Raw genomic sequence first — 23,760 nt, forward strand, 5'->3', positions numbered from 1 at the left:
GGCGGGGTGTGGAAACTTTGAGTGTCGCGCCAGCAAGTCTTTGTAGGATTGGCCTCTGAGTCGACACACGCAAGGTTCTTTGCCTCGTGCATTAGGTTTACAAATTATTTCCAGACAAGACCCGCATATGGTTTCACGCACCAATGATACGTAGCGAGCTGTCTTTTACGAGTCGCAGCGCGTCATTATCAAAGGTACCCCGTGCAAGGACCCGGTAGCCAACGGTAAGGGCGACCAGCGATTTTGCCGCACTTCCCGCATCGATTGATGCGTCAATTCGTTGTACTTTTTTGCCCTTCTCGATCACCCTGAGAAAGAAATCCTCTAAAGCGCTAAGCGCCCTATCCACGACGGCCTGTATATCCTCGCTATGATTGGGGAACTCCAATGCTGCGTGGATGATCAGGTTACCCTTCTGCTCGCGCTCGGTCACGCTTTGATGAACGACCGTGTCGAAAAGCGACAGGATCGCATCGATCGGATCGGGTTTGGCTTCGAGCTGCGCCAAAGTCTGTGCCTGACGTTCTTCAACAAAGCGGGTCAGGACGGATTTGAATAAATCGTGTTTGTTGCCAAATGTGGCGTAAAGGCTGCCACGGTTCACGCCCATGGCCTTTACAAGATCGGCAACCGACGTCGCCTCGTACCCCTTGACGGAAAAAACCTCGGCAGCCTTGTCGAGAGTGGCGTCAATTTCAAAACTCTTTTCCCAAGGCATCATCGTGGTCCTCTGTGCGCGCAAAAGCGGTTTGTGCAGCGTCTGCTCTGGCAATCTATCCATGGTTCTCGACCGCGGCGCAAGAGTGTTGACCAATCGTTCCAAACTGATTATGTGGTTTTGAACGATCATTCCATATCGAGTCGCACCCGCCGTTTGAGTTCGAGAGGTATCCAATGGACCAACTGTTAAAAGAGCTATCACTCATCGGCGGTGTCGCCGCTGTGACTCTCATTTCTTATCTTGTGATGCGACGGTCAGGCGCGTCGGGGGCTGCCAATGCCAACCGCTTGCTCAGCGGCCTGCTGGGTGCGTTCCTGTTGTTGGGTGGCGTCGCCAAATTCTTTCTGCCCTTCACCGACATGTTTGCGCAGCAAATTGCGCTGAGCCGGCTACCATTTCCGGCGCTATCCGCTTTTGCAGGTCAGGCCGGAGAGATTACCGCCGGGATCATTCTGCTTGGGTATTTTATCGGATGGCAGCGGTTGCAGGGGCCTATCAGCGATCTGATTTTCGCCCTCACAACACTGCTCGTCGTGATCATCATGCTGGTTGCCGTCTACGTGCATCTGCATCCAGACGTCCCAGCCGAAGTGCTTCCATTTCAATCCAAACCACCCGTTCTGACGGTCATCATCATGGCACTTGCGATTCTGAACGGATGGCTGCGCCGTAAAACACGTCTGTCCTGACACCCCAACTTGAAAGGGCCGCTATGCCTACTTCCCACCCCACCCATCGTTCAGTTCCGCAGAAAATCGCTATCGTCGCAGCCGTCATGGGCAGTGTTGCCGGGACGCTTACTGGTATCATGACCTGGGCCAATACTGGTTTTTCGGAAATCTTTTTGCCCAATTGGGGGATCTCCTTTCTGAAGGCTGTGTTCGTCCTGTTGCCTTTCGCGTTCTTGCTCATGGGGCTGTTTGACAAACTGTTGTCCCGGATCATGCCGGGGCTGGCCCCAATGAAACTGCGGATCGTGCTTGGGCTTATCATGGCGGTGATCATGCAGTCTCTTATGGCAGTGATCACCGCCGGAACCGAAGCAGGCTTCGGTGATATGACGGTTGTGAGAGAGCTTTGGCTTAATGCCTTTATCACGGCGTTTCCTGTTGGGCTCGTCCTGGCCTTGGTGCTGACGACAACTGTGCGCCCTTGGCTCATGGCCATGTTGCGCGCTTGATGCGTTAATACGGCCCGCCACTGACTTTGGTGGTGGGCTCTCTATTGTTAGGGGGCGCTATGCGCGCAACAACACCTTTAAGCACAAAGCCTGGGCTTCATTATGCCTGGGTCGTTGCTTTTGCCGGGGCTTCAGCAATGATCTGCGGCCTTGGTCTTGCGCGGTTTGCTTTCGGAATGATGTTGCCATCTATGTCAACATCGCTCGGCCTGTCATACGGGCAAGGCGGGGTTCTCGGCTTTGCCAATATGGTGGGCTATCTGGTTGCTGTTTTGCTGGCCCCAATCATCTTACCCCGGCTTGGCACCAGACTGACCGTTACATTCAGCCTGATCTTAATTGCCCTTTCCATGTTTGGGATGGCGCTGACCCAAAGCTTTGCGACACTCTGCGCCCTGTATATCATCACAGGAATTGGCAGCGGCGGCGTTGTGCTGCCCTCAATGAGCGTCATGTCGCATTGGTTTCTCCCATCGCACCGGGGACTTGCGGCGGGCCTTGTGATGTCTGGACCGGGTTTCGGCATCATCTTGAGCGGCTTTGTCGTTCCAAGGTTGGTGCCGACCGTCGGGCTACAATCATGGCAGGTTGGCTGGATCATCTTTGCTGCGATCTCTACGGCTATCGCGATGCTGGCTTTCGCTTTGCTACGCAACCACCCTGTCCAAAAAGCACAGGAACCTTTCGGGCGCGCCCAAGACCACAGCACCGCGCGCGATGCGTTGATTGGGCGGGCGAAGCTGAGCTTGCTGATGAGTATGGGCCTGATCTTTGCCATCTACGGCGCGGTTTACATGCTCTATGTCACCTTCATCGTAACAAGCATGGTCGACGCATACGGGCTTAATCCGACGGCGGCGGGTACAGCTTGGTCTTCTTTCGGGTTTCTGAGTATCTTTTCGGGCGTATTGTTCGGCGTCATCTCTGACAGGGTTGGACGACGGCGCGGGCTGGCGATGGCCTTTGCGGTGCTGGCTTTGTCATTTCTTCTGGTGGGCACCGGGACGGACGTAACAGCTCTCTATCTCTCAATCCTTCTGTTTGGGCTGGCGGCCTGGAGTATCCCTGTGATCATGGCTGCCTCGGCCGGAGATTTTTTCGGCACTGCTGGGGCAGCCAATGCGCTGGCGGCGCTGACATTTGCCTTTTCAGGCGGGCAAGCCGCAGGACCAGTTATCGCAGGTTTTTTTGCTGAGCGTAGTGGTGATTTCGGCGCAAGCTACGTCATTTCGGGCATCGCTGCCGCCTTGGCAATCGCTATGAGCCTGCGTTTGAAAACCCCTGACCGGGGAAGCTGATCAAAGCTTGTACAGGGCAAGCCTCCATACCTATTGGGTAAATCCTGCACCAAGTTCGCGCAGTATCCCGCGCAGCCATTGCTGGGCCGGGTGGTTTCCAAGGCGCTTGTGCCAAACCATGTGAACACTGCGCATGGCTTGAGGTGTTTCCAGCGGACAGGGAGAGACGAGTGTACCAACGTTTCGCTCAAACTCGCGCGCGACGCTGGCCGGACAGGTCAGGATAAGATCGGTCGTCTCCAAAATGAGCGGTGCCGGGCCATAGGTTGGCATCGTATAAACAACGCGGCGCGTGCGACCGCGATCCGCCATTGCATCGTCGATCCAGTTTCGACGTTTCCCTGTTGCGCTGACAAGCAGATGTTCCACGGATGCATATCGGTCCAATGTCGGTGGTTTTCCGACCATCGGGTGGCCTTTGCGCATCGTGCAGACCCATTTCTCTTCGAACAAGGGCTCAGATGCGAACCGTTCGGGCGGGTCCGGCCACGCCAGCAGCGCCAGATCGGCGCTCTGGTTATCCAGATATTCCCCGTAGTGAATGCTGGGGGATATGGCTTGCAATGAAACGCCCGGTGCCTCTTGTCGGACGCGGCTGAGCAATTTTGGGAAGAGGGTGATCGTCGCATAATCAGGCGTGGCAATCGTGAACAGCCGTGTTGCCGTCGCTGGATCAAACGATGCACCATCCAGCGCCATCTGAATTTCATTCAAGGCCGAGCTAATCGGCCCGCTGAGTTCAAGCGCCCAAGCGGTGGGGCGCATGCCCTCGGGCGTCCTGATGAACAACTCATCCCCCAGCCGATCGCGTAGGCGCGTCAGCGCGTTGGAAAATGCTGGTTGCGACAGGCCAATGGTGCGCGCAGCTCGGGTGACATTGCGCTCACGCATAAGCGCATCAAAGGCGACCAACAGGTTCAGATCCAGAGAACGTAAATTCATTTTGTGAATATAGAATGTTTTATCATTCAATTTCAATATGGAAGGCGCATGCCCCATATTCGGGTGGAGCGCAGCAAACTGCTGTACCATCTGAAAGGAAACGAAATGGGCAAGCTTACCGGAAAGACCGCCGTCATCACCGGCGGCAACAGCGGGATCGGTCTGAGCACCGCCAAGACATTCATCGATGAAGGCGCGCAAGTCGTGATCTTTGGTCGCGATCAGAAGTCACTGGATGATGCTGTAGAAACCTTAGGTGATAACGCCATCGGTGTGCAGGGCAATGTTACGCAAGATTCTGACCTAAAACGCCTTTTCGCCGCAACCAAAGACCGCTTTGGCAAGGTGGACATCCTGTTCGCCAATGCCGGTGTCGCGGATTTCGCGCCTGTGGCACAAGCGGGTGAGGACCACTTTGACAAAGTTTTCGATGTGAACGTAAAAGGCGTTTTTAAGACTGTTCAGCACAGTATTGACGCGCTGAATGACGGCGCGTCGGTGGTGCTGACCACATCAGTGTCGAATACCAAAGGTATGGCAGGTATGTCAGCCTATGCGGCAAGCAAAGCGGCAGTGCGGTCTTTTGCGCGCAGCTTCTCGGGTGAACTGGTGGCACGCGGTATCCGCGTCAACGCAATCTCGCCTGGCCCTGTAGCCACACCGATCTATGCCCGTGCAGGCATGTCAGAAGCCGAGATTGACGCAATGGGCGAAGGCATGGCCGATCAGATCCCGCTCAAACGCTTTGCCGAACCTCGCGAGATCGCGACCGCAGCCCTGTTTCTTGCGTCCAGCGACTCCTCCTACGTGGTCGGCACCGAGCTGGTCGTCGATGGCGGTTGGACGCAGGTCTGAAATCTCCCCGACTGGTGGCGGTGGCTTCAACATCCCCCGAAGCACCGTCACCATTTTTTACACCCTACCAAACCAGACAAACCTAAAAAGGAAACAATGATGACTGACTTTACACTTCACGACGAGAATACAGCCCCTGAAGGCAGCAAAGAATTGTTGGCGAAATCCAAAGCAGCCTACGGCATGATCCCCGGCTTGCACGCCGTCATGGCCGAAGCGCCGGGCCTGTTGGAGGCCTATCAGCAAGTCCATGAGCTGTTCGTGAACTCGAGCTTCGACAAGGACGAACTGACCGTCGTCTGGCAGACCATCAATGTTGAAAACGCCTGCCACTACTGTGTTCCTGCCCACACTGGCATCGCCAAGAGCATGGGTGTCGATGACGCGATCACAAATGCGCTACGCGACAAGACCGCACTGCCCAATGCACGGCTGGAAGCGCTGCGGGACTTCACGCTGGCTCTGGGGCGCGAGCGTGGAAATCTGGAGGACGCAACCGTGCAGACCTTCCTTGATGCAGGCTTTACCAAGCGCAACATCCTTGAGGTGATCCTGGGCTATAGCCAGAAGATCATGTCGAATTACACCAATCATATCGCAGATACGCCGGTCGATAAGCCATTCCAGAAATTCGCTTGGACACCCTCTGCATGAACCTTCCCGGGGTTGCGATGCACAGTTTTGCAGCCCCGGATTTCGATTTTGGTTGCTCCATCCGACTCTGATGATGTGACCGCTCACCTTGGCACATCGATGCCGTCGGGGAGCGGTCACATCATCAGAGCCTTGTTGCGCGGTAAAGTTATCAAGCAACGCGACTACAAAACTCCCCCATTCAAACATTTGTAGTAAATGAGCGAATTGCCCCCCCGGTCGCCGACTTGCGGTTAAAGCAAAACGCTGCGGTGCGCATTAAGGGCCGCTCTGGGGAAGCTGCAGCACGGCGTAGAGAGCCTTCGCCAACGGCGGTTTAGGGCCGGCCCTGCCGAAACCTTCGTTCTGCGACCGCGAAATGCCGTCTTGGCGGCACGAGGTAGTTTGGGCTCTCACCGGTCGATCGCCGCGTCGAGCACGAACGGCCGCTTCAGCCATTTTGCCCGAAGTGGTCTGGCTGGGCAGCCCAATCTGTCGGGAACGGCTCCAACACCCGCGCCAGCGTGACCTCCGGCCCCCGCTTTCCATCCAGGATCGCCTCGACGATGTCGGGCGCGAGCAGTGTCAGGCGCAGGACGCGGGTCATGTAGGAGGGCGCGATGCCCTCGCGCTCCGCCAGTTCGGCGATGGTGGCGTACTCGCCCGATTCCAGCATCTTCTTCCATCGGAACGCGCGGGCGAGCGCCTTGACCATCGTGTTGTCGGTTCGGCGTTGGACCGGCGCGCCCTCGGGCAACTGCACCTCCTTCCGCCCGCCGCGCTTCGTGACGCGGAATGGCACATGCAGGGTGATGGTCTCGGGCGTGGGTTTCATGCGGCTGCCTCCGTGTCACCTGCCAGCATCTCCCGCGCTAGGCAGCGCAGCCCATCGACGCGCAGCCGGATGTCGAGCCCCTCGGTGCCGATGTCGATCCGCTCGATGAGCAGCGCCGCGATGCGCGCCTGCTCGGCAGGGAAAAGCTCGTCCCACAATGGGTCAATCTGCTGGAGTGCGGAACGCGCGTCGTCCTCGGTGAGGTCGTCGGTGTGGGTGCGGGCGGCCTTCCACGTGCCCGCCACGATCTCGGGCTGGCGGAACACGGCGCGAAGCTGGTCGATGACGGCCGCCTCGATCTCCCCTGCTGGCACGCGGCCGACCGGACACGAACCAGCACCGTGCTTCAGCACGGTCTGACTCACATAGTAGCGGTAGAGTTTGCCGCCTTTGCGGGTGTGGGTCGGCGAGAAGGCCGCGCCGTCGGGGCCAAACAGCAGTCCCTTGAGCAACGCCGGTGTATCGGCGCGGGTGCGCGCGGCGCGCTTGCGCGGGCTTTCCCGAAGGATGGCGTGCACGCGGTCCCATGTTGCGCGGTCGATGATGGCATCGTGCTCTCCGGGGTAGCTTTTGCCCTTGTGGACCGCCTCGCCGATATAGGCGCGGTTGTTCAGCATCCGGTAGAGGAACTTCTTGTCGATCCGGTTGCCGCGCGGCGTGCGGATGCCTTTGGCCTCCAATTCCCGCGCCAGTTCCGTGCCTGATCCGATCTCGAGGAACCTGGCAAAGATCCAGCGGACGTGCTCGGCGCGTTCCTCGTCGATAACCAGCTTGCGGTTTTCCACCCGGTAGCCGTAGGGCGAAACACCACCCATCCACATGCCCTTCCGGCGAGAGGCGGCGACCTTGTCGCGGATCCGCTCGGCCGTCACCTCGCGTTCGAACTGGGCAAAGGACAGCAGGATGTTCAGCGTCAGCCGCCCCATCGACGTGGTGGTGTTGAAGGACTGGGTGACGGAGACGAAGGTCACGTCATTGCGGTCGAAGACCTCGACCAGCTTGGCGAAGTCCGCCAGCGAGCGGCTGAGGCGGTCGATCTTGTAAACCACCACCACATCGACCAGCCCGTCCTCGATGTCGGCAATCAGCCGCTGCAGGCCGGGCCTCTCCAGCGTGCCGCCCGAGACGCCGCCATCATCATACCGGTCGCGGACCAGCACCCAGCCCTCGGAGCGCTGGCTGGCGATATAGGCTTCGCAGGCCTCTCGCTGCGCGTCGAGCGAGTTGAACTCCTGCTCCAGCCCTTCTTCCGAGGACTTGCGAGTATAGATGGCGCAGCGGCGCTTGATCTTGACTTCGGTCATGCGCGCCTCCGCGATTTCAGGCCGAAGAACACCCAGCCGTTCCAGCGGGTGCCGGTGATGGCGCGGGCGATGGCCGACAGCGACTTGTAGGGCCGCCCCTGCCATTCGAAGCCGTCGGCGGTGACGGTAACGACATGCTCGACGCCCTGCCATTCGCGGATCAGGCGCGTGCCGGCGATGGGCATCGTGTCGGCGCGGACGCGGCTTTTCTTGCGATCGCCGCCGTCGAGGTCTTCTCCCAGCCGCTCCAGCCGCCGGATCGTTTCCAGCTTCAGCCCGCCATAGGCCAGCTCCTGGATGCGATAGGCCAGCCGGCTTTCGAGGTAGCGCCGGTTGAAGGGTGGCGGCTCGCTGTCGAACAGCTCGCGCCACTGCGCCTTCAGGTCCGGCGTCGAGGTGGTCTTCAGCGCGACCAGGCGCGCGGGGATGGTATCGGGCTTGTTCATGCATCTCTCCTGCGAGTTGGAGTTGCATGACGGCATTGGTCGGGCGGATAGTGTAGGCAACGTTCTCCAGTCTTGTCAGATACTTCGCCCACCTCCCGCATCTGCAACCGAACCAGCCCGAGCGCCAGAAGGCCGCACAGCTCGGTGCGGCGCTCTGCGGGCGTCATCTGGTCGGGCGGCAGGGGGTTGGGGCGTTTCATGGGATTGCGGCGTGCCTTTCCTGGTGCGTCACAGAGGAAAAGCCACCTCCCGAGCCTCAAAGGGACACCCACACCTGCGACAGGAACAGAGAAGGAACAAAAAAGACTTGCCCGCAGGCTGCGACTCCGCAATCTTCCCAAATTGTATCCCTACTGAGCAGCAATTGATTGAGGTGTGTTCATGCCGCGCAAGTCTCTTCCTTTGGGCCCCGAGACCCTTGGTCTGATCGAAGATGCGCGGATCGATCTACTGCGTGCTGCGCTCGCCGTTCGGGACGATGACAGCGAGCCAGAATTCGACCTGCCGGAGGATATGCCCGATCTTGAAGACGAGGACGCCGTTCACGCGTTTCGGGAGCAGGCGATCAAGATTCTCTCAGAATTTGACCCGGATGAACTTCGCCCGACCGAAACCCGATCACGCCGCATTCGCGCCCTCGCCAGCGGCAAGGGCGTCACGTCGCTGGAAACCATCGTGGCCCAAAAGCTGGATCACGAACGGGCGGCGGAATTCGAGGATCAGCCAGATCCGCTCTGCAGGAGCATCTGGGTGTTCCTCAATGCCCGCGAGACCTTCGAGGATGCGGAGAGCTTCCACTTCGCCCGACAGTTTCGCGACCACCGCAAGCTCTATGATGCCTTCGAGGTGGATCTCGAAAACGCGGCGCCGCTCAATGCGGCATCCATCGACGAGACGGCACTGTCGGACAGGATCAAGAAGGCCCTCGAGCTCAAGCCGGCGATCTCCTGCACCGTCCGTGCGCTCGACCTGCCAAAGACCGATGCTCACCCGGCGTCAATCATGCTGATCGTGCGCCATGGGGGGCCGCTCTCCAGCGTCTACAATCATCGCCACGACGGCCGGCGCGCGGCGATCTACTATCGCCCACCCAACGAGGCGACGCTGATCTACACGCCGTCGCTACAGCAGATCGAGGTCTGCGCGGACAGCCCGCTGGTTCGCCAGCAGGTCAGCGACACCTTCGCCGAGGTCGCGCTCAACCATGATATCTCGCAGAAGCCGCTGACCTGGAAGCGCTACAATCTCACCCGCTTCCGATCGTCGCTGGCGCTCGAACGGCCCGCCCTCGACGGGTACGACATCAGCAGCGCACGCGTCCTGGAAGCGGAGGTGCGCCTCGGTCATTGGCGGCGCAAGCTGCTGCTGAAAGTCACCATTGACGACGACATCGAGGAGGTCGCCGACCAGTATCTTGGCGCGCGCAACGTGTTCCGGCGCGCCGAGCGTTTCAGCCGGATTGGCATCGCGGTGGTCTACAGTCGGGCCGGGGACGCGACCGAGCGGACGCTCAACATCACGATCTCGGGCACGAAGAGCTGCAATCTCCAGAGCCACAAGGATCCGGAAGAGCGCAGCCTCGGGTTTATGTTGCTTCAGGAGTGGGGCATCCTCAGCGCCTTCCGACAGATCGACCCGACAGACCTGCGGGCGATGTTTGCCGAGTTGATCAAGCTGCACGACCGCGTCGAGGATGAGGTAACGGGACAGTACCTGCGCGAGCTCGGTCTCGATGCTCAACGGCTGATCGAAGGTGGGCTGCTCGAGCGGCGCGACCGCCAGGACGTCGTGCTGATCGAAGATTGCGACATCGATGGTGAGGGGGCGGTGAAACCGTCCGAGAAGCCAGGGATGGTCCGCGCCGAAGGGCCGTTCGGCGAGGAAGCCGGCGACGTGCCCGCCGACGATCTCGACAAGTATTCGATCAACGAGGAATGGCTTCACGAGACGATCCTGCGGTTGCTGAAACCGCTGCTGACGCGGCGCGGGGCGCAACAGAACCTCGACCCGGACCTGACCTTGCTTGGTGCGATGGAGATCGGCGGCGCTGAGGTTCCTCTGTATTTCGCGCGGCGGCTGAACGACCTGAAGACCGTCGAACGGCTGGACCTGGCGATGCGTGCGCGCAACCAGGCCGGCGTCGGCATCGTGCTGTCGGCCAGCGAGGACATGCCCTCCCATCTCGGGCCGAACGTCGTGGTGTCGTTGCTGTCGAACATTGCGCCGGCAGAGGAGGAATTCGCGGTCGTGCGCGACGGGCTCGAGCTGGCGTTCCGCAGCAATTTCGCGCTCGCGCGCGGCGGTGCGACACCACAAGTGCTCCGTTCCGGCAAGCAGTCGGCGACTGTGCACATCCCGGGGAAGGATCCGCTGAACCTAACGGGCGCGGAGCAGATCTCGATCTTCGAGCGCCTGGTGGCAGCCAGCAAAGCCGGCAGCCCGGACGTGCAGGTCAAGCAGTTGATGGACGGGCTTGGCTCACGCAGCCCCCAGCAGGCCTTCCGGTCGAAAACCTGGGAAAGTATCTTGAACGTCTACATCGCCAAGGGCGAGAAGCGCGGATACTGGCGCCTGGTCACTGAGCAGTCCCCATCAGTGAATGCTCCGGAGGGCAAGGTCGAAGAGCCCGTCTGACAACGGTCTAACATGCGATGGGGGACGGTCTGACAAACCGCTGATTATTGGAAAGGCTCCACAACAGAGGAGCATTTCCATGCCGACTCCCGACTTCCAGCGCGGATACGCGCACCCGACCGGCCGGGCTTGCCGCGCGGCTGGCGATTCCGATCACCCCGACACTGAATGGCGCTGCACGCGCTGCGACAAGCTGCTCGGCGTCCGCCGGGGCGGCCAGCTGCACCTGCGCTTTGCCCGTGGCCACGAATATTTCGTGAGCCTGCCCGCGGTCGCCACCTGCCGCGGCTGCGGCACGCTGAACAAGGCCCCGTCGTCCGCGATCTGACGCGGGCGCCCCCTCTCATCTTGCAACCGAAGAGACGCGCGACGTCCTGACCTGGCCACGAGAAGGCGCCCGACGCCTGGCCGAAAGGCAGACGTCCGATGTCCTTCGAATGGCACGAGATCCACGACAGCCTCGTGATGACGACCAACACCCTGCGTTTCCAGAAGTCCTTCCAGTCGCTCCGGCGCGGCAACCCGGCGCTTGCCGATTTCGTCGATCCAGCCGCGCTGCTCGATGTGCTGCACGGAGCGGTTGATCCGGCCGAGCGCAAGAACCGCATCCTGAGGGCTCTGACGAGTGCGGCCCAGGTCGATGATCCAGCATCCGAGTGCGCCCTGACACTGTTGCTGCTCGCGCTCTGGCCCGGCCTCGACGCGGTCCGGCGGCGGTTGTTGTGGCGCAAGACAGGGAGCCCGGATGACGTCTCGTCGGACGTGCTCGCGCGCGCCACGGAGACCCTGCGCGGTCTCGACTTGCGCCGGGTCAGCCGGATCGCCGCGACAGTGCTGAGGAATGTCGAGCGCGATGCCCTGCGCGCTCATTGCCGCGAGACCGCCCGGTGGAGATCCGTTGGAGACGTCGATCCCGACGCGGTCGGATCGACCTGCGGAGCCGAGGCGATTTTCCTTCGCCGGGACGTCGAACAGCTGATCGGCCGCGATGGCGACCTGGTCCTGCGGGTGGCGGTCGATGGCTTCACGCAAAGCGAGATCGCCGGAACGCTCGGCCTGTCCGAGGCGGCGGCGCGCAAACGCTATCAGCGCGCCAAACGGCGTCTGCGGGAGGCCTTCGATGAATTCGTCTGAGGCGATGTCCCGTTTCGCAGGCCCGGGTGGCTTTTCTCGATCGAATGGCCCGGAACCGTCTCGGGCCGCCACCAAGGATGACCCGATGAAGTTACACGATCAGGCTTTGACAGGCGAACTGGTCCGCATCCCGGGGCTCTTCCGCCGCTGGGAGTTGCCTGAGGTCCTGAAGAGCCACCGCACCTATCGCATCGAAAAGGCCGGCGCCCATCAGGACGGAACGCCCCTTGTCGCGATCTACGTGAATGCCCCGGACCCGGCCGGGACGCCTGCCGGGACCGATGCGTAGAGGCAGGACATGGAAGTGACACGCATGCTCCACACCACGTTCACGCCCGTGACCCGCGCCGCGCGCCCGCTCACGGATATCGAGTTCTGCGCCTGGGTGGGCCAGGCCGCGCCGGGGGACCGGCTGGAATACCACCGGGGCTTTCTCGGGATCGACGCGATGCCGGGCATGTCGACCCTGCCCGACAGGGATCGCCAGTGCCTCGCGGGGCTCGCTTCCGCCGCCTTCCAAGCCTGCGAGGCAGGCCTTGTGCATCTCGTGCAGCAGCGCCTCGGCCCCGACCGCTTCGCCTATCTCGCCATCGCCCGGCCGAAGGCACGGACGACGTCCATGCCGCTCGACCGGCTGCTCGCAGAGCCGGAGGCCGCCTGATGCGCCGCTTTCTCGATCAGTTTGCCAATCATGGAGATCCGTTCATGCCTTACCCCGACAATGGGCCCACAGCCGACGATCTCGTTCGTCTCGACGCGGCCGAGATCGCCCGGCTTCCCGTCGACCTTCTCGCCATCCTGCAGCGCGAGGTGGACGAGCGCCTGAAGCAGGCGAAGGCAGCCAAGGCCCGCCTGGATGGCGCTCTGACCATTCGCTACGCGACCCGCGCCGAGGAAGAGCGCCGGGCGCGGGGCAAGGACACCGGCGCGGTTCGCTTTGACGATGGCGACTTTACCGTGGTCGCGGACCTGCCCAAGCGGGTGGATTGGGATCAGGAGCAGCTCGCCGCGATGGTCGCGCGCATCCGCGCTGCGGGCGACGACCCCAGCCAGTATGTCGACGTCACCTACAAGGTGCCCGAGCGCAAATACGCCGCCTGGCCCGAGGCGATCCGCGCCGGGTTCGAGCCGGCCCGCACCATGCGGCCGGGCAAGCCCGCCTTCCACATCATCCCGCAATCGGAGAAGTCCTGATGCGACAGAACGATCTCAAACGCCTGCGCGAACACAGGTACGAACTGAGGGCTCTGCCCGACACCCTGACGCAGCCGGGCGTAACGCTCCACGCCACGCCGATCGCCGAAGCTACGCTCGACGATCTCGCCATCACCATCATGGACCTTGACGCCGAGGTGAACGCCCTGACCGAGCGGCTGCGGGCACTGCGCAGGCTCTACGAGCTTGCCCGCGAGGGTGGTGCGCGTGGGCGCGACCTGGCGCTGAAAGCAGCTGCGAGGGGGCTCAAATGACGCTCAGGATCATCACCGCCGAGGAGCGGCTGCGCGAGGCGCAAGGCAAGACTACCGTGGCGCTGTTTGGCCCGAGCGGCGTCGGCAAGACCACGCTCTTGACGACGCTTCCCGCCGAGGAGACCGTCTGCCTCGATCTCGAGGCCGGGCTCAAGTCGGTGCAGGACTGGCGCGGCGACAGCCTGCCGATCCGCCGCTATTCCGACGCCGTCGATATTGCCTGCCTGATCGGTGGCCCCAATCCGGCTGCGCAGCCTGACGAGCACTTCTCGGAGGCGCATCATGCGCATCTGCGGAACCACCATCCCGAACTCGCCGCGCGGCTCGATACCAAGCGCATCGTGTTCGTCGACAGCATTACCGACCTGACGCGGCAGGCGATGGCCTGGGCCCGGACCCGCCCAGAGGCGATCTCCGAGCGCACCGGCAAACCGGACACCCGCGGCGCCTACGGGCTCCTCGCCCGCGAGGTGATAGGGCTTCTGAAGCACCTTCAGCATGCGCCCGGCCGAACCGTGATCTTCGTCGGCATTCTGGAGCGGATCACCGACGAGATGAACCGGACAATCTGGCAGCCGCAGATGGAAGGCGGCAAGGCCGCGCGCGAACTGCCCGGCATCGTCGACCAGGTGATGACCCTCGGCCTCTTCACCCCCGAGACCGGCCCCGATGGCGCTACCGCCTGGCGGCACGACCCCGAGAAAGGCGAGACGCGCCGCCTCGTCTGCCGCTCCGGCAATCCCTGGGGCCTGCCCGCGAAGGATCGCTCGGGGCGACTCGACCTGACCGAGCCCGCCGATCTCGGCGCGCTCCTCTCCAAGATCAACGACACAGCGAAAGGATGAACGAGATGACCTTCGACATGAACGACGTGGCGCCGCAGCAGTCCGGCGACCTGATCCCCGACGGCACCTTTGCCAAGGTGACCATGTCTATCCGCAAGGGCGGCCGGGACGGGATGAGCGAGGTGGACCGTGGGCTGCTGAAGCCTTCCAACCAACCGGGCAGCGACGTGCTGATGCTCGATGCCGAGTTCACCGTGGTCGAGGGGCCGTATGCTCGGCGCAAGTTCTGGCAGAACTTCACCGTGCAGGGCGGCAAGCTTGACGAACAGGGCCAGTCGATCGGCTGGAAGATTTCCAAGTCGACATTTCGTGCCATGATCGACAGCGCGCTTGGGCTGAACCCCGAGGACATGAGCGAGGAGGCGAAGGCCAAGCGCGTGCTGCGCGGGCTCGCCGATCTCGACGGGATCACCTTCGTCGCGAAGATCCAGATCGAGCCGAACCGCAATCCCGCCTACAAGGACGCCAACAAGCTTGACCATGTCGTGCTGCCCACCGCGCCCGAGTGGCAGAAGGTGATGGCCGGCGAACCGGTTCCCGCGCAGCCCTCGAACAGGACCCGGCCGGCCGCCGCGTCCGCGCAGCCCGCAACTCCCGCCTGGGGGCAGTCGCAGCCCGCCGCGGCGCCGGCCGCGCCCGCGTGGTCCTCGCCGTCCGCCCAGCCCGCCGCCCAACCTGCCGCCGAGTCCGCCGCGCCGAAGACAGCCGGCGGCCCGGCCTGGCTCAACCCGTGAGTCCGGACGAATGGCAGGCGCATGTCACCACGGAGGCGGCCCTTGCAATGGGGCGCTGGCTCGAGGCGCGGGGGCGGCTCGACCGCCCCATCGCGAGCCTCACCCGGCGCGATCTGGAATGCATGGCGTCGAACGCCATCAGTCGCTTCATCGTGCTGGCCTCCGAGCGCCGAACCGCCGCGCCGGACGAGGAGGAGCGGAACGCGCTCGACCTGCTTCTGATGGGGTGACCCGCGCCGAACTCGGCAGCCGCGTGCCCTGCGCGCTCTGCGGCCGGGAGGCCCGGGGCTTTGGCTACTGCCACGGCCTGCGCCGGGACCGCCATCCGTACCACCGCTTCTGTTCCATGGCCTGCCTTACGGCGGGCTCGGCCAATGCAAGAAGGAACCACGGAATGATCGACAAGACCGACATGGAAACCCGCGCGATCCGCGATGCGCGCCGGGAACTGGCCGAGGCGCTGACGGAGATGGGGCTGATGGAGCCCTTCTTCGACCGATCCGCCGAGGACATCGACCGCCTGATCGAGGCCTGCGTCGACGGATTCCAGGCGTCGATGCAGCGCCAGTCCGACGCCGGCGACGTGCCGTTCTGAGGGGGTGCTGATGCTGGTCGACCTCAATCACCGCTCGGGCTTCGTCTACGGCCGCGCCGCGGACTCCCTGCCGCCGCTCGGGGCCCGGATCAACACGCTGCTCGACGACGCCCTCCTAGCCGACCGCGATGGGCAACGGCCCCGCGACTATCTCGGGGCCAGCCGGATCGGCGAGCCCTGCGCGCGTCGCCTCGTCTACGAGGTAACCCACACACCGCCCGACCGCGGCAAGGAACTCGAGGGGCGGAGCCTGCGCATCTTCGCCGCAGGCCATGTCTTCGAGGATCTCTCAATCCGCTGGCTGCGGCTGGCCGGGTTCGACCTGCGGACGCAGACGCGCGAGGGTGGCCAGTTCGGCTTCGAGACCGCCGGAGGAAAGATCCGGGGTCATGTCGATGGCATCATCGTCGACGGCCCGGAGGTGGGCCTCGCCTGGCCGGTGCTCTGGGAGCACAAGGCATTGAAGGCGTCGTCCTGGTCGGACACGGTCAAGAAGGGCGTCCGGCTCTCCAAGCCCGTCTATTTCGGGCAGATGCAGATCTACATGGCCTATATGGACCTCGGGTCGGCGCTCTTCACCGCGCTGAACAAGGACAGCTGCGAATTCTACCACGAGCACGTCCCCTTCGATCCGGCGACCGCGCAGGAGCTTTCCGACAAGGCGGTGGCCGTGCTGCGCGCTGCGGAAACGGGAGATCTGTTGCCGCGGATCGCGACAAGCCCCGACTTCTATCTCTGCCGGTTCTGCCCGTTCTCGGCACGCTGCTGGGAGGCCCAGTCATGACCATAAGGCTTTCCGAAATGCAAAGCCGCGCCATCGCGGCCATCCGCGAATGGTACGAGACCCGTCGCCACGAGCAGCAGGTGTTTCGGGTGTTCGGCTATGCCGGCACCGGCAAGACCACGACCACCGCGCAGGCGATCGAGGCGCTGGGGCTGGAGCCGATGACACCCGGCGCATCGGGCGGCGTGCTCTTCGGCGCCTTCACCGGCAAGGCCGCGCTCGTGATGACGCGCAAGGGCACGCCGGCACAGACCATCCACAGCCTGATCTACCGCGTCTCCGAGGCGACGCCCGAGGAGATCGAGCGGGTCCATGCGGATCTTGCAGATCTGATCTCGAAGCTCCCTGGGATGGGTCCGGCCGAACGCGACTTTGCAGCAACGCGGATCGCCCAACTCGAGATGCGGCTCGAGGACATCCACCAGCCCAAGTTCCTGATCAACGAGCAATCGATCCTGCGCGACGCCGACCTCCTCGTGCTCGATGAGGTGTCGATGGTGGGCGAGGATCTGGGGCGCGACCTTCTCGCCTTCGGCAAGCCGATCCTGGTGCTGGGCGATCCGGGCCAATTGCCCCCCGTGAAGGGCACGGGATTCTTCACCGAGGCGGCGCCCGACGTGATGCTGACCGAGGTGCACCGGCAGGCCCGGGACAGCGCGATCCTGCGGCTCGCGACGCTGGCGCGGGAGGGCGCGCCGATCCCGATGGGCGCGCATGACGACCACGTCTGGAAGATGCCACGCCAAGACGTCGGCCCGGAGCAGATGCTGCGCGGCGGCCAGGTGATCTGCGGCACCAACGCGACGCGGCGCTGGCTGAACACCGCCATGAAGTGCGCGGCCGGGTTCGAGGCCGACTACCCGACCGGCAGCGGCGAGAAGATCATCTGCCTCAAGAACCGTCACGATCTCGGACTGATCAACGGCATGTTCCTGACGTTGAGCGACGTGCGCCAGGACCCCGACGACGCCTTCGCCTTCAGCGCCGTGGTCGAGACAGAAGACGGCGAGACCATCGCCGGGCGGCAGAGCTTCTGGCGCGGCGAGTATGCGGACCACATCGCCTATGACCCCGAGCGCGGGCGGCGCGAATGGCAGATAAGGCGCGGCCTGATCGAGACCAGCTGGGGCTACGCCATCACCTGCCACAAGGCGCAGGGCAGCCAGTTCCCCACGGTCGTCGTCGTGGATGACGGGTTCGGCCACACGGCCGCCGATCGCAACCGGTGGCTCTACACCGCCATCACCCGCGCGGAATGGGGGCTCGTGATCCTGTCATGACCACCAGCATCAACAACACGATCGCGCCTGGCGCACGCATCCACCGCTGGACCGTGGTCGCGGCGGCCGAACCGCTCGCAACCCGGTCAGGGCGGACCCGCCCGAGGTGGGCGTGTCGCTGCGCTTGCGGAACGGAGAGGACGGTTCTGCAGCAGAGTCTTCAACGCGCGCTTCGCTCGGATACCGGTGGAAGCCGCTCCTGCGGGTGCCTGGCGATCGCGCGCGCGACGCGTCACGGCCATGCCGCCGAGTCCCGGCCGACCGGCGAATACATGGCGTGGCTGGCGGCGAAGAAGCGCTGCGGCAATCCGCGGAACGCCTCCTATGGCGCTTATGGCGGCCGTGGCATCCGGATGTGCCGCCGATGGGCCGAGAGCTTCGAAGCCTTCCTCGAGGATCTCGGGCCCAAACCGCACCCGGAATGGAGCCTCGAACGGATCTCTTCCGACGGCGGTTACGAGCCGGGAAACTGCCGCTGGGCGCCGCCGATCGTGCAGTCCCGCAACAGACGCAGCACACGCTGGTTCGTCTTCGAGGGACAGGTCTGCACCATCGGCGAAGTGGCTCGCTTCCTCGGGATCACCCGAGACCAGGCCCGCGCGCTCGAGCGGGAAGGACGGCTGTCGCTCCGCCCTGCCGAAGCCGGACCGTTGAGCGCGCACGATCTAGCGGCGGAGATCACGCTCGATCTCAACGCGGTCGCGCCGGCCGCCGACAGCGCATCGCGGGAGGGTGGATGCCATGCTTGACCTCAACGACACTCTCCCGCCCGAACCCGAGGCGCCGCGCTTTGATCTCGACCTGATCGTCGAGCGTCTGCGCGAGACGGCCGCGCATTGGGTGCCCGACCTCTTTCCGCGCGGCCGCCGCTCCGGCGACGAATGGCGGCTCGCCAATATCCGGGGCGACGCACCCCGGAACACCGGCTCCTGCGTCATCACCCTGCGCGGGCCCCATGCCGGCGACTGGATCGACTTCGACGGTAATGAGGGAGGCGGGCCGATCAGCGCCATCGAGGCGGCGACCGGGCTTGAAGGCCGTGCGCTGATCGCGCGGGCCGCAGAAGTCGCGGGCGTCTCCCCGGGCGCGCCAGTGCGGCAGACGCCAGCGACGCCGCCGCCACCCAAGCGGGACGCCAGCCTCGAGATTGTCCACATCCTGTCCTCAGCCGAACCGCTCGCCGGCACCCCGGCCGCGGGCTATCTCGCGGGCCGCGGTCTGGCCGTCCCGGCCGAGGCCGATCTGCTGTTTCACCCCGATCTGGCGCATTACGAAACGAAGACCGGCTACCCGGCACTCATCGGCCAGGTCCGGGACCGGAACGGCGACGTCATCGGGCTGCACCGGACATGGCTCGCGGCAGACCCTGACGGCGGTATCCGCAAGGCGCCGCTCGACAAGGCGAAGAAGATGCTCGGCCGCGTTGCCGGCGGGGCCGTGCGGCTCGCACCCATCGGCGACGGCGACAGGCTGGCGCTGTCGGAAGGAATCGAGACCGGCCTCGCGGCCATGACGGCCTGTCCCGACTTGCCGGTCTGGGCGACGCTCTCGACCTCAGGGCTCGAACAGGTCGAACTGCCCCCGGCCGCCCAGCGCATCGTGATCCTCGCCGACAACGACGCTTCGGGCGCCGGAATGCGCGCCGCCGATGCTGCCGCGCGCCGGCTGCGCGCGCAGGGGCGCGACGTCGCCATCGCCCTGCCGCCCGAGGAAGGACAGGACTTCAACGATCTGCTGCTGAGCGACGGTTCCGCCGGAGTGGCGCGCGTGATCGCCGCCGCGGAGAGCGTCGTCGAGGCCGAGACAGCGATGCAGATCGGGCAGCACCGGCCACTCAACTACCAAGGCTCGGGCGACAGGCTTCCGACACTCCGCGCCGACGAGGGCGATCTGGCGCGGGCGAACGAGCAGGTCTGGAGCCTGCTCATGGCCTCGAACCGCTGCCCCTGGCTCTTCCGCCTTGCAGGCCAGCCCACATGGGTCGTGCCCGACGACGAGGGCCGTCCCGTCGCCACGGCCCTCAATGAGGAGAAGCTGCGCCACATGCTGGCGCGGCTCGCCCGTTGGGTGCGCGTGAACGCCAAGGGCGAGCAGATCCCGGCGCCACCACCCTTGCCCGTGGTCAAGTCGGTCCTTGCCACGCCCGACCCGGCACTGCCCGTGCTGACCGGTATCGTGAACACACCGGTCTTCGGTAGAGGCGGCACGCTGATCACCATGCCGGGCTATCATCCCGATGCGCGGCTGCTCTACGTCCCGGCGCCGGGCTTTGCCGTGCCGGACATCCCCACCAGGCCGGCCCCGTCCGAGATCGCCGCGGCGCGCACGCTCATCTGCGAGGACCTGCTTGGCGACTTCCCCTTCACCGGTGAGGCTGAACGAGCCCATGCAGTGGCGCTCCTGCTGCTCGGTTTCCTGCGGGGCATGATCGACGGGCCGACCCCGCTGCACCTGATCGAGAAACCCACGCCCGGGACCGGCGCCACGCTTATGGTCGACGCGATCGCCACGATCCTCACGGGCACTGGCGCCAGCGTCATGACCGAAGGACGTGACGACGAGGAATGGCGCAAGCGCGTCACCGCCAAGCTGCGTCAGATCCCCGCGATAATCCTGATCGACAACCTGCGCGCCAAGCTTGACAGCTCGGCCGTGGCCGCAGCACTCACCGCGCCCTTCTGGGAAGACCGCATCCTCGGCGCATCGGAAATGGCGCGGCTGCCGATCCGCTGCCTCTGGATCGCGACCGGCAACAACCCCGAGTTCTCCAACGAGATGGCGCGACGCCTGGTGCGCATCCGACTCGATGCCAATGTCGAGCAACCATGGCAGCGCTCGGGCTTCCGTCACCCGGACCTGATGGTGTGGGTGCGGGCCAACCGCGCACGGCTGGTCGCGGCCTGCCTGACGCTCTGCCAGGCGTGGATCGCCGCCGGCAAACCGCGGGGTACGAGGACCATCGGCTCCTTCGAGAACTGGGCGCAGATCGTCGGCGGTGTCCTTGAGACCGCCGGCATCCCCGGCTTCCTCGGCAACCTCGACGAGATGATGGCGGCCTCCGACAGCGAGGGCGCGGGCTGGAGCGCCTTCATCGCCGCCTGGTGGGACAGGTTCGGCACGGCCGAGGTGGGCGTGGCCGACCTGTTCGACGTGGCCCTGTTCTGCGATCCGGCGCCCCCGATCACCGGCCACACGGACCGTGCACAGAAGACCAGCTTCGGGATCGCCATCAAGAAAATGCGAGACCGCGTGTTCCGGGTGGGCGACCTGACGGTCAGGCTGGTTCAGGCGGGCACGTTTCGGCGGGCGGTCAGGTGGCAGCTGAAGGTCGCGGAGCAACCGTCGCGTCCGCAGTCGGGCTCGCGAGGGACCGATACGTGTGAACCTCGGGGCGCGAGTGTGAACCTCCAGAACCGAGGCTCACACGATCAAGCCATTGATCTGGCTGGCAAATGTGAACCTTGTGAACCTTGTGAACCTCTCCCAACCCTTACGCACGCGCGCGCACACACGCGTGCGAAGAGGGATGCCGGAAAAGGTTCACAAGGTTCGCGAGGTTCACAAATCCCCGTGAATTCAGAGCCTTGGCAGTGTGAACCTCCGTGTGAACCTCCTGCGGCAGGTTCCCGAGGTTCACCCGTCCCGGACTGGCTGCGGGAGATCGATCCATGAACCGCGTAGACCTCCAACCCACCCAATCCGACGACGGCGGCCGGTACCGCCAAGCATCAACCGCCGTCGCCTTCCACCCGAGCAGCCAACCAGAAAAGGAGACCACCCATGGCTGATACGACTCTGCTCGGCACCGAGCCGGGCGCAACCCTGAATCCACCATCCCGCACCATCCTCGCCCTCGATCTCGGCACCACCACCGGCTGGGCACTACGCAGCCATGATGGTTTGATCACCACCGGCACGGCCAGCTTTCGCCCCGGCCGCTTCGATGGGGGCGGCATGCGGTATCTGCGTTTCACCAACTGGCTGAGCGAGATCGACCGGTTGTCCGGGCCGGTGGAGGCGATCTGGTTCGAGGAAGTCCGCCGCCACGCAGGCACCGACGCGAGCCACATCTACGGCGGGCTGATGGCCACGCTGACCGCATGGGCCGAGCTGCGCGGCGTGCCCTACGACGGCGTCCCGGTCGGCACGATCAAGCGTCATGCCGCGGGCAAGGGCAACGCCGACAAGGCCGCCATGGTCGCCGCCGTCCGCGCCCGCGGCTTCAGCCCGGCCGACGACAACGAGGCCGACGTCATCGCGATCCTGCTCTGGGCTATCGAGACGAAGGGAGGTGTCGCATGAGATGGCATCCTCACGGCTACGGCGGCCGACGCCGGGATCCCGAACAGGTCAAGCGCGAGGGCTGGCGGGAACAGGGCGTCCTCGCGGTCTCCGCCGATGACGACCGCCTCACCTGGCCCGAGCGTGAACTGGTCCGACAGCTCGGCGAGAAGCTCTACGGCCCGCGCCCTTCCGACAGGGAGGCGCGCCATGGCTGATCGCGAATGGACCGCCGACTGCGTCGCCGATCATTTCGAGGAGGCGTTCCGCACGCTGCGCAAGTTGCCGCCGGTGAAGGCGCAGGGCTACTTCAACACTTGGCCCGACATCGTGCGGACCAGCCGCGAGATCGCGGCGATGGAACCCCAGCCGATGCGGGTGTGGCCCTCGGCCGCCGCGATCACCCGGCTCGAGCAGACCTTCGACTGGGTGCTCTGGATCAGCGTGGAGGAGCGCAAGCTGGTCTGGTCGCGCGCGGCCCGTGTGCCGTGGAAGCAGATCAGCGGTGAGCTCGGTTGCGACCGCACGACCGCATGGCGGCGTTGGCAGCTGGCGTTGACCAAGATCGCCGCGCGCCTGAATGCGCAGTGACTCCAATGTGTTGCAACACTTTTTCCTTCGACATCTGCAACAGATCCATGCTATTCCGAAGGCAAGATGGGGAGAGTGCGCTGGAAAGCTCGCTCTCCCCTCTGCGTTGACGGGGGCCACCTGGACCCCGGTATCCAGCGAGGGTCCGGCCGGGGTCCAGCCCACGGCAGTTTCCGGTTCCTTCCTGGGCGTTTTCGTATGCTGGCGGGCTTGGCGCGCAATATCGCCAGCGACAGGGCCGATTTTTTGGGAAGCCACCCGGAATCCAGGTCCACCTCAAAGCGCCTGAAACATTAGCAAATTCAAACGCATGTCCGGAAACGCTGGGTGGATACCCTGCGGATGCCGGAGTCCGGCCGGACTCCGGTGGACTCCGCGCAGCCGGACTCCACCACCACTCACGGAACGCCACCCATGACGCTGAGCTTCGCTCCCGAGCGGATCGAAACCTGGCCGCTGACCAGGCTCCAGCCCTACGCGAAGAACGCGAAGGTGCACGGGGCCGACCAAGTCGCGAAGATCGCCGCCAGCATGGCCGAGTTCGGCTGGACCGTGCCTTGCCTCGTGGGCGACGACGGGGAGTTGATCGCCGGCCACGGCCGGGTACTGGCCGCGACGCAGCTCGGGCTGACCGAGGCACCGGTGATCGTGCTCGGTCATCTGACCGAGGCGCAGCGGCGGGCCTATCGTCTGGCCGACAACAAATTGACCGAACTTGGCGACTGGAACGAAGCCGTTCTTTCGGCGGAACTGCAGGATCTGCTGGCCGACGATTACGACCTGTCGCTGGTCGGCTTCTCCGATGGCGAACTCGACAAATTGCTGGCCTTCGTGCCGGAGGGGGACGGTGAAGAAGAAGTTGGCGCCGGGGGCTCCGTGCCGCCGGTGACCATCCCCGAGCCGCCGCGCAATCCGGTATCGCGCACCGGCGATCTGTGGATCCTCGGCGATCACCGGCTGCTCTGCGGGGACAGCACGAACCATGAGGACGTCCGCCGCCTGATGAACGGCGAGCGCGCGGTGCTGTTCGCCACCGACCCGCCGTATCTCGTCGACTACGACGGCTCGAACCATCCGACCCGGAACAAGGACTGGTCGCAATCCTACGGCGTCACCTGGGACGACAGTTCGCAGGGCGCGGAGCTCTACGACGACTTCATCGCCGCGGCTGTCGCCGAGGCGATCACCGAGGATGCCGC

29 protein-coding genes are annotated in these 23,760 nt (G+C 64.1%); 24 read left to right on the forward strand and 5 right to left on the reverse strand.

All coding sequences use genetic code 11. The annotated features are described in order from the left end of the window. Positions 1-133: 133 nt before the first annotated feature. Positions 134-781, reverse strand: coding sequence for a TetR/AcrR family transcriptional regulator (locus tag LV82_RS03200; protein ID WP_170063335.1), 648 nt, complete (start codon positions 779-781; stop codon positions 134-136). Between the two features lie 113 nt (positions 782-894). Between LV82_RS03200 and LV82_RS03205 the strand changes: the two genes are divergently transcribed. Genes LV82_RS03205 through LV82_RS03215 form a run of 3 tightly spaced genes read left to right on the forward strand, consistent with a single transcriptional unit; the run spans position 895 to position 3,199 of the window. Beyond that, positions 895-1,410: a hypothetical protein gene (locus LV82_RS03205; protein WP_104069218.1), complete on the forward strand. Its 516-nt coding sequence runs from the start codon at positions 895-897 to the stop codon at positions 1,408-1,410. Positions 1,411-1,433: 23 nt separating this feature from the next. Then, entirely contained in the window at positions 1,434-1,901 is a 468-nt protein-coding gene (locus LV82_RS03210; protein ID WP_104069219.1) for a DUF2798 domain-containing protein, read from the forward strand. A 59-nt stretch (positions 1,902-1,960) separates the two neighbouring features. Then, entirely contained in the window at positions 1,961-3,199 is a 1,239-nt protein-coding gene (locus LV82_RS03215) for a YbfB/YjiJ family MFS transporter (RefSeq protein WP_104069220.1), read from the forward strand. Positions 3,200-3,229: 30 nt separating this feature from the next. Here the strand turns inward: LV82_RS03215 and LV82_RS03220 are convergent, their stop codons facing one another. Continuing rightward, positions 3,230-4,231: a LysR family transcriptional regulator gene (locus tag LV82_RS03220; RefSeq protein WP_104069221.1), complete on the reverse strand. Its 1,002-nt coding sequence runs from the start codon at positions 4,229-4,231 to the stop codon at positions 3,230-3,232. A 15-nt stretch (positions 4,232-4,246) separates the two neighbouring features. Between LV82_RS03220 and LV82_RS03225 the strand changes: the two genes are divergently transcribed. Together LV82_RS03225 and LV82_RS03230 are read left to right on the forward strand one after the other, a co-directional pair. After that, a complete protein-coding gene (locus LV82_RS03225; protein ID WP_104069222.1) occupies positions 4,247-4,996 on the forward strand; it encodes a glucose 1-dehydrogenase in 750 nt (249 codons plus the stop codon). Positions 4,997-5,095: 99 nt separating this feature from the next. Further along, positions 5,096-5,650 (forward strand): carboxymuconolactone decarboxylase family protein, encoded by a 555-nt coding sequence (locus LV82_RS03230; protein ID WP_104069323.1) that lies wholly within the window; start codon positions 5,096-5,098, stop codon positions 5,648-5,650. A 430-nt stretch (positions 5,651-6,080) separates the two neighbouring features. Here LV82_RS03230 and LV82_RS03235 read toward each other — a convergent pair whose 3' ends face one another. Genes LV82_RS03235 through LV82_RS03245 form a run of 3 tightly spaced genes read right to left on the reverse strand, consistent with a single transcriptional unit; the run spans position 6,081 to position 8,214 of the window. Beyond that, the gene (locus tag LV82_RS03235) at positions 6,081-6,464 is read right to left on the reverse strand and encodes a hypothetical protein (RefSeq protein WP_104069223.1); all 384 of its coding nucleotides are present in this window, start codon (positions 6,462-6,464) and stop codon (positions 6,081-6,083) included. Next, the gene (locus LV82_RS03240) at positions 6,461-7,768 is read right to left on the reverse strand and encodes a recombinase family protein (RefSeq protein WP_104069224.1); all 1,308 of its coding nucleotides are present in this window, start codon (positions 7,766-7,768) and stop codon (positions 6,461-6,463) included. Before LV82_RS03240 ends, LV82_RS03235 begins: the two co-directional genes overlap by 4 nt. Beyond that, complete coding sequence (locus tag LV82_RS03245; RefSeq protein ID WP_104069225.1) at positions 7,765-8,214, reverse strand: DUF2924 domain-containing protein; 450 nt, start codon at positions 8,212-8,214, stop codon at positions 7,765-7,767. The genes LV82_RS03240 and LV82_RS03245 overlap by 4 nt, the downstream gene beginning before the upstream one ends. A gap of 381 nt (positions 8,215-8,595) precedes the next feature. On the opposite strand from LV82_RS03245, the gene LV82_RS03255 reads away from it, so the two are divergent. From LV82_RS03255 to LV82_RS03345, 19 genes are all read left to right on the forward strand, one after another. Further along, positions 8,596-10,848, forward strand: coding sequence for a hypothetical protein (locus tag LV82_RS03255; protein ID WP_104069227.1), 2,253 nt, complete (start codon positions 8,596-8,598; stop codon positions 10,846-10,848). 79 nt (positions 10,849-10,927) lie between these two features. Beyond that, entirely contained in the window at positions 10,928-11,176 is a 249-nt protein-coding gene (locus LV82_RS03260) for a hypothetical protein (protein ID WP_104069228.1), read from the forward strand. Between the two features lie 98 nt (positions 11,177-11,274). Then, positions 11,275-11,982: an RNA polymerase sigma factor gene (locus LV82_RS03265; protein WP_104069229.1), complete on the forward strand. Its 708-nt coding sequence runs from the start codon at positions 11,275-11,277 to the stop codon at positions 11,980-11,982. Between the two features lie 85 nt (positions 11,983-12,067). Continuing rightward, on the forward strand, positions 12,068-12,271 hold the full coding sequence (locus tag LV82_RS03270) for a hypothetical protein (protein WP_104069230.1): 204 nt from the start codon (positions 12,068-12,070) through the stop codon (positions 12,269-12,271). Positions 12,272-12,280: 9 nt separating this feature from the next. Next, positions 12,281-12,643, forward strand: coding sequence for a hypothetical protein (locus tag LV82_RS03275; protein WP_104069231.1), 363 nt, complete (start codon positions 12,281-12,283; stop codon positions 12,641-12,643). Beyond that, complete coding sequence (locus tag LV82_RS03280; protein WP_245873051.1) at positions 12,643-13,176, forward strand: hypothetical protein; 534 nt, start codon at positions 12,643-12,645, stop codon at positions 13,174-13,176. Before LV82_RS03275 ends, LV82_RS03280 begins: the two co-directional genes overlap by 1 nt. Then, a complete protein-coding gene (locus LV82_RS03285; RefSeq protein ID WP_104069233.1) occupies positions 13,176-13,451 on the forward strand; it encodes a hypothetical protein in 276 nt (91 codons plus the stop codon). The genes LV82_RS03280 and LV82_RS03285 overlap by 1 nt, the downstream gene beginning before the upstream one ends. Beyond that, complete coding sequence (locus LV82_RS03290; RefSeq protein WP_104069234.1) at positions 13,448-14,296, forward strand: ATP-binding protein; 849 nt, start codon at positions 13,448-13,450, stop codon at positions 14,294-14,296. Before LV82_RS03285 ends, LV82_RS03290 begins: the two co-directional genes overlap by 4 nt. 5 nt (positions 14,297-14,301) lie before the next feature. Then, positions 14,302-15,030, forward strand: a complete 729-nt coding sequence (locus tag LV82_RS03295; protein ID WP_104069324.1) for a hypothetical protein — start codon at positions 14,302-14,304, stop codon at positions 15,028-15,030. Positions 15,031-15,077: 47 nt separating this feature from the next. Further along, positions 15,078-15,260: a hypothetical protein gene (locus tag LV82_RS03300; RefSeq protein ID WP_245873052.1), complete on the forward strand. Its 183-nt coding sequence runs from the start codon at positions 15,078-15,080 to the stop codon at positions 15,258-15,260. Positions 15,261-15,424: 164 nt separating this feature from the next. After that, the gene (locus tag LV82_RS15045; protein ID WP_211289159.1) at positions 15,425-15,625 is read left to right on the forward strand and encodes a DUF6511 domain-containing protein; all 201 of its coding nucleotides are present in this window, start codon (positions 15,425-15,427) and stop codon (positions 15,623-15,625) included. Positions 15,626-15,635: 10 nt separating this feature from the next. Next, positions 15,636-16,409, forward strand: coding sequence for a hypothetical protein (locus LV82_RS03310; protein WP_104069235.1), 774 nt, complete (start codon positions 15,636-15,638; stop codon positions 16,407-16,409). Then, positions 16,406-17,689, forward strand: a complete 1,284-nt coding sequence (locus LV82_RS03315) for an ATP-dependent DNA helicase (protein ID WP_104069236.1) — start codon at positions 16,406-16,408, stop codon at positions 17,687-17,689. The genes LV82_RS03310 and LV82_RS03315 overlap by 4 nt, the downstream gene beginning before the upstream one ends. After that, the gene (locus LV82_RS03320) at positions 17,686-18,438 is read left to right on the forward strand and encodes a MerR family transcriptional regulator (protein ID WP_104069237.1); all 753 of its coding nucleotides are present in this window, start codon (positions 17,686-17,688) and stop codon (positions 18,436-18,438) included. Before LV82_RS03315 ends, LV82_RS03320 begins: the two co-directional genes overlap by 4 nt. After that, a complete protein-coding gene (locus tag LV82_RS03325) occupies positions 18,431-21,361 on the forward strand; it encodes a DUF7146 domain-containing protein (protein WP_104069238.1) in 2,931 nt (976 codons plus the stop codon). Before LV82_RS03320 ends, LV82_RS03325 begins: the two co-directional genes overlap by 8 nt. 108 nt (positions 21,362-21,469) lie before the next feature. Then, positions 21,470-21,991, forward strand: coding sequence for a hypothetical protein (locus LV82_RS03330; protein WP_211289160.1), 522 nt, complete (start codon positions 21,470-21,472; stop codon positions 21,989-21,991). Continuing rightward, a complete protein-coding gene (locus LV82_RS03335) occupies positions 21,988-22,188 on the forward strand; it encodes a hypothetical protein (protein WP_071796301.1) in 201 nt (66 codons plus the stop codon). Before LV82_RS03330 ends, LV82_RS03335 begins: the two co-directional genes overlap by 4 nt. Then, positions 22,181-22,561: a DUF6362 family protein gene (locus LV82_RS03340; RefSeq protein ID WP_104069239.1), complete on the forward strand. Its 381-nt coding sequence runs from the start codon at positions 22,181-22,183 to the stop codon at positions 22,559-22,561. Before LV82_RS03335 ends, LV82_RS03340 begins: the two co-directional genes overlap by 8 nt. 414 nt (positions 22,562-22,975) lie before the next feature. Next, the coding region (locus LV82_RS03345) for a ParB/Srx family N-terminal domain-containing protein (RefSeq protein ID WP_146065116.1) at positions 22,976-23,760 on the forward strand (785 nt) is incomplete at its 3' end.

Origin of the sequence: Albidovulum inexpectatum, from assembly GCF_002927635.1 — a bacterium.
Taxonomy (GTDB): domain Bacteria; phylum Pseudomonadota; class Alphaproteobacteria; order Rhodobacterales; family Rhodobacteraceae; genus Albidovulum; species Albidovulum inexpectatum.

Bases quoted from the DNA above. Each gene is read 5' to 3' on its own strand.
- LV82_RS03320 (WP_104069237.1), top strand. From the start codon at position 17,686: ATGACCACCAGCATCAACAACACGATCGCGCCTGGCGCACGCATCCAC.
- LV82_RS03205 (WP_104069218.1), top strand. From the start codon at position 895: ATGGACCAACTGTTAAAAGAGCTATCACTCATCGGCGGTGTCGCCGCT.
- LV82_RS03275 (WP_104069231.1), top strand. From the start codon at position 12,281: ATGGAAGTGACACGCATGCTCCACACCACGTTCACGCCCGTGACCCGC.
- LV82_RS03240 (WP_104069224.1), bottom strand. From the start codon at position 7,768: ATGACCGAAGTCAAGATCAAGCGCCGCTGCGCCATCTATACTCGCAAG.
- LV82_RS03235 (WP_104069223.1), bottom strand. From the start codon at position 6,464: ATGAAACCCACGCCCGAGACCATCACCCTGCATGTGCCATTCCGCGTC.
- LV82_RS03280 (WP_245873051.1), top strand. From the start codon at position 12,643: ATGCGCCGCTTTCTCGATCAGTTTGCCAATCATGGAGATCCGTTCATG.
- LV82_RS03290 (WP_104069234.1), top strand. From the start codon at position 13,448: ATGACGCTCAGGATCATCACCGCCGAGGAGCGGCTGCGCGAGGCGCAA.
- LV82_RS03330 (WP_211289160.1), top strand. From the start codon at position 21,470: ATGGCTGATACGACTCTGCTCGGCACCGAGCCGGGCGCAACCCTGAAT.
- LV82_RS03245 (WP_104069225.1), bottom strand. From the start codon at position 8,214: ATGAACAAGCCCGATACCATCCCCGCGCGCCTGGTCGCGCTGAAGACC.
- LV82_RS03315 (WP_104069236.1), top strand. From the start codon at position 16,406: ATGACCATAAGGCTTTCCGAAATGCAAAGCCGCGCCATCGCGGCCATC.
- LV82_RS03340 (WP_104069239.1), top strand. From the start codon at position 22,181: ATGGCTGATCGCGAATGGACCGCCGACTGCGTCGCCGATCATTTCGAG.
- LV82_RS03260 (WP_104069228.1), top strand. From the start codon at position 10,928: ATGCCGACTCCCGACTTCCAGCGCGGATACGCGCACCCGACCGGCCGG.
- LV82_RS03295 (WP_104069324.1), top strand. From the start codon at position 14,302: ATGACCTTCGACATGAACGACGTGGCGCCGCAGCAGTCCGGCGACCTG.
- LV82_RS03310 (WP_104069235.1), top strand. From the start codon at position 15,636: ATGCTGGTCGACCTCAATCACCGCTCGGGCTTCGTCTACGGCCGCGCC.
- LV82_RS03220 (WP_104069221.1), bottom strand. From the start codon at position 4,231: ATGGTACAGCAGTTTGCTGCGCTCCACCCGAATATGGGGCATGCGCCT.
- LV82_RS03285 (WP_104069233.1), top strand. From the start codon at position 13,176: ATGCGACAGAACGATCTCAAACGCCTGCGCGAACACAGGTACGAACTG.
- LV82_RS03210 (WP_104069219.1), top strand. From the start codon at position 1,434: ATGCCTACTTCCCACCCCACCCATCGTTCAGTTCCGCAGAAAATCGCT.
- LV82_RS03255 (WP_104069227.1), top strand. From the start codon at position 8,596: ATGCCGCGCAAGTCTCTTCCTTTGGGCCCCGAGACCCTTGGTCTGATC.
- LV82_RS03230 (WP_104069323.1), top strand. From the start codon at position 5,096: ATGACTGACTTTACACTTCACGACGAGAATACAGCCCCTGAAGGCAGC.
- LV82_RS15045 (WP_211289159.1), top strand. From the start codon at position 15,425: ATGATCGACAAGACCGACATGGAAACCCGCGCGATCCGCGATGCGCGC.
- LV82_RS03265 (WP_104069229.1), top strand. From the start codon at position 11,275: ATGTCCTTCGAATGGCACGAGATCCACGACAGCCTCGTGATGACGACC.
- LV82_RS03215 (WP_104069220.1), top strand. From the start codon at position 1,961: ATGCGCGCAACAACACCTTTAAGCACAAAGCCTGGGCTTCATTATGCC.
- LV82_RS03300 (WP_245873052.1), top strand. From the start codon at position 15,078: ATGGGGCGCTGGCTCGAGGCGCGGGGGCGGCTCGACCGCCCCATCGCG.
- LV82_RS03225 (WP_104069222.1), top strand. From the start codon at position 4,247: ATGGGCAAGCTTACCGGAAAGACCGCCGTCATCACCGGCGGCAACAGC.
- LV82_RS03335 (WP_071796301.1), top strand. From the start codon at position 21,988: ATGAGATGGCATCCTCACGGCTACGGCGGCCGACGCCGGGATCCCGAA.
- LV82_RS03200 (WP_170063335.1), bottom strand. From the start codon at position 781: ATGGATAGATTGCCAGAGCAGACGCTGCACAAACCGCTTTTGCGCGCA.
- LV82_RS03270 (WP_104069230.1), top strand. From the start codon at position 12,068: ATGAAGTTACACGATCAGGCTTTGACAGGCGAACTGGTCCGCATCCCG.
- LV82_RS03325 (WP_104069238.1), top strand. From the start codon at position 18,431: ATGCTTGACCTCAACGACACTCTCCCGCCCGAACCCGAGGCGCCGCGC.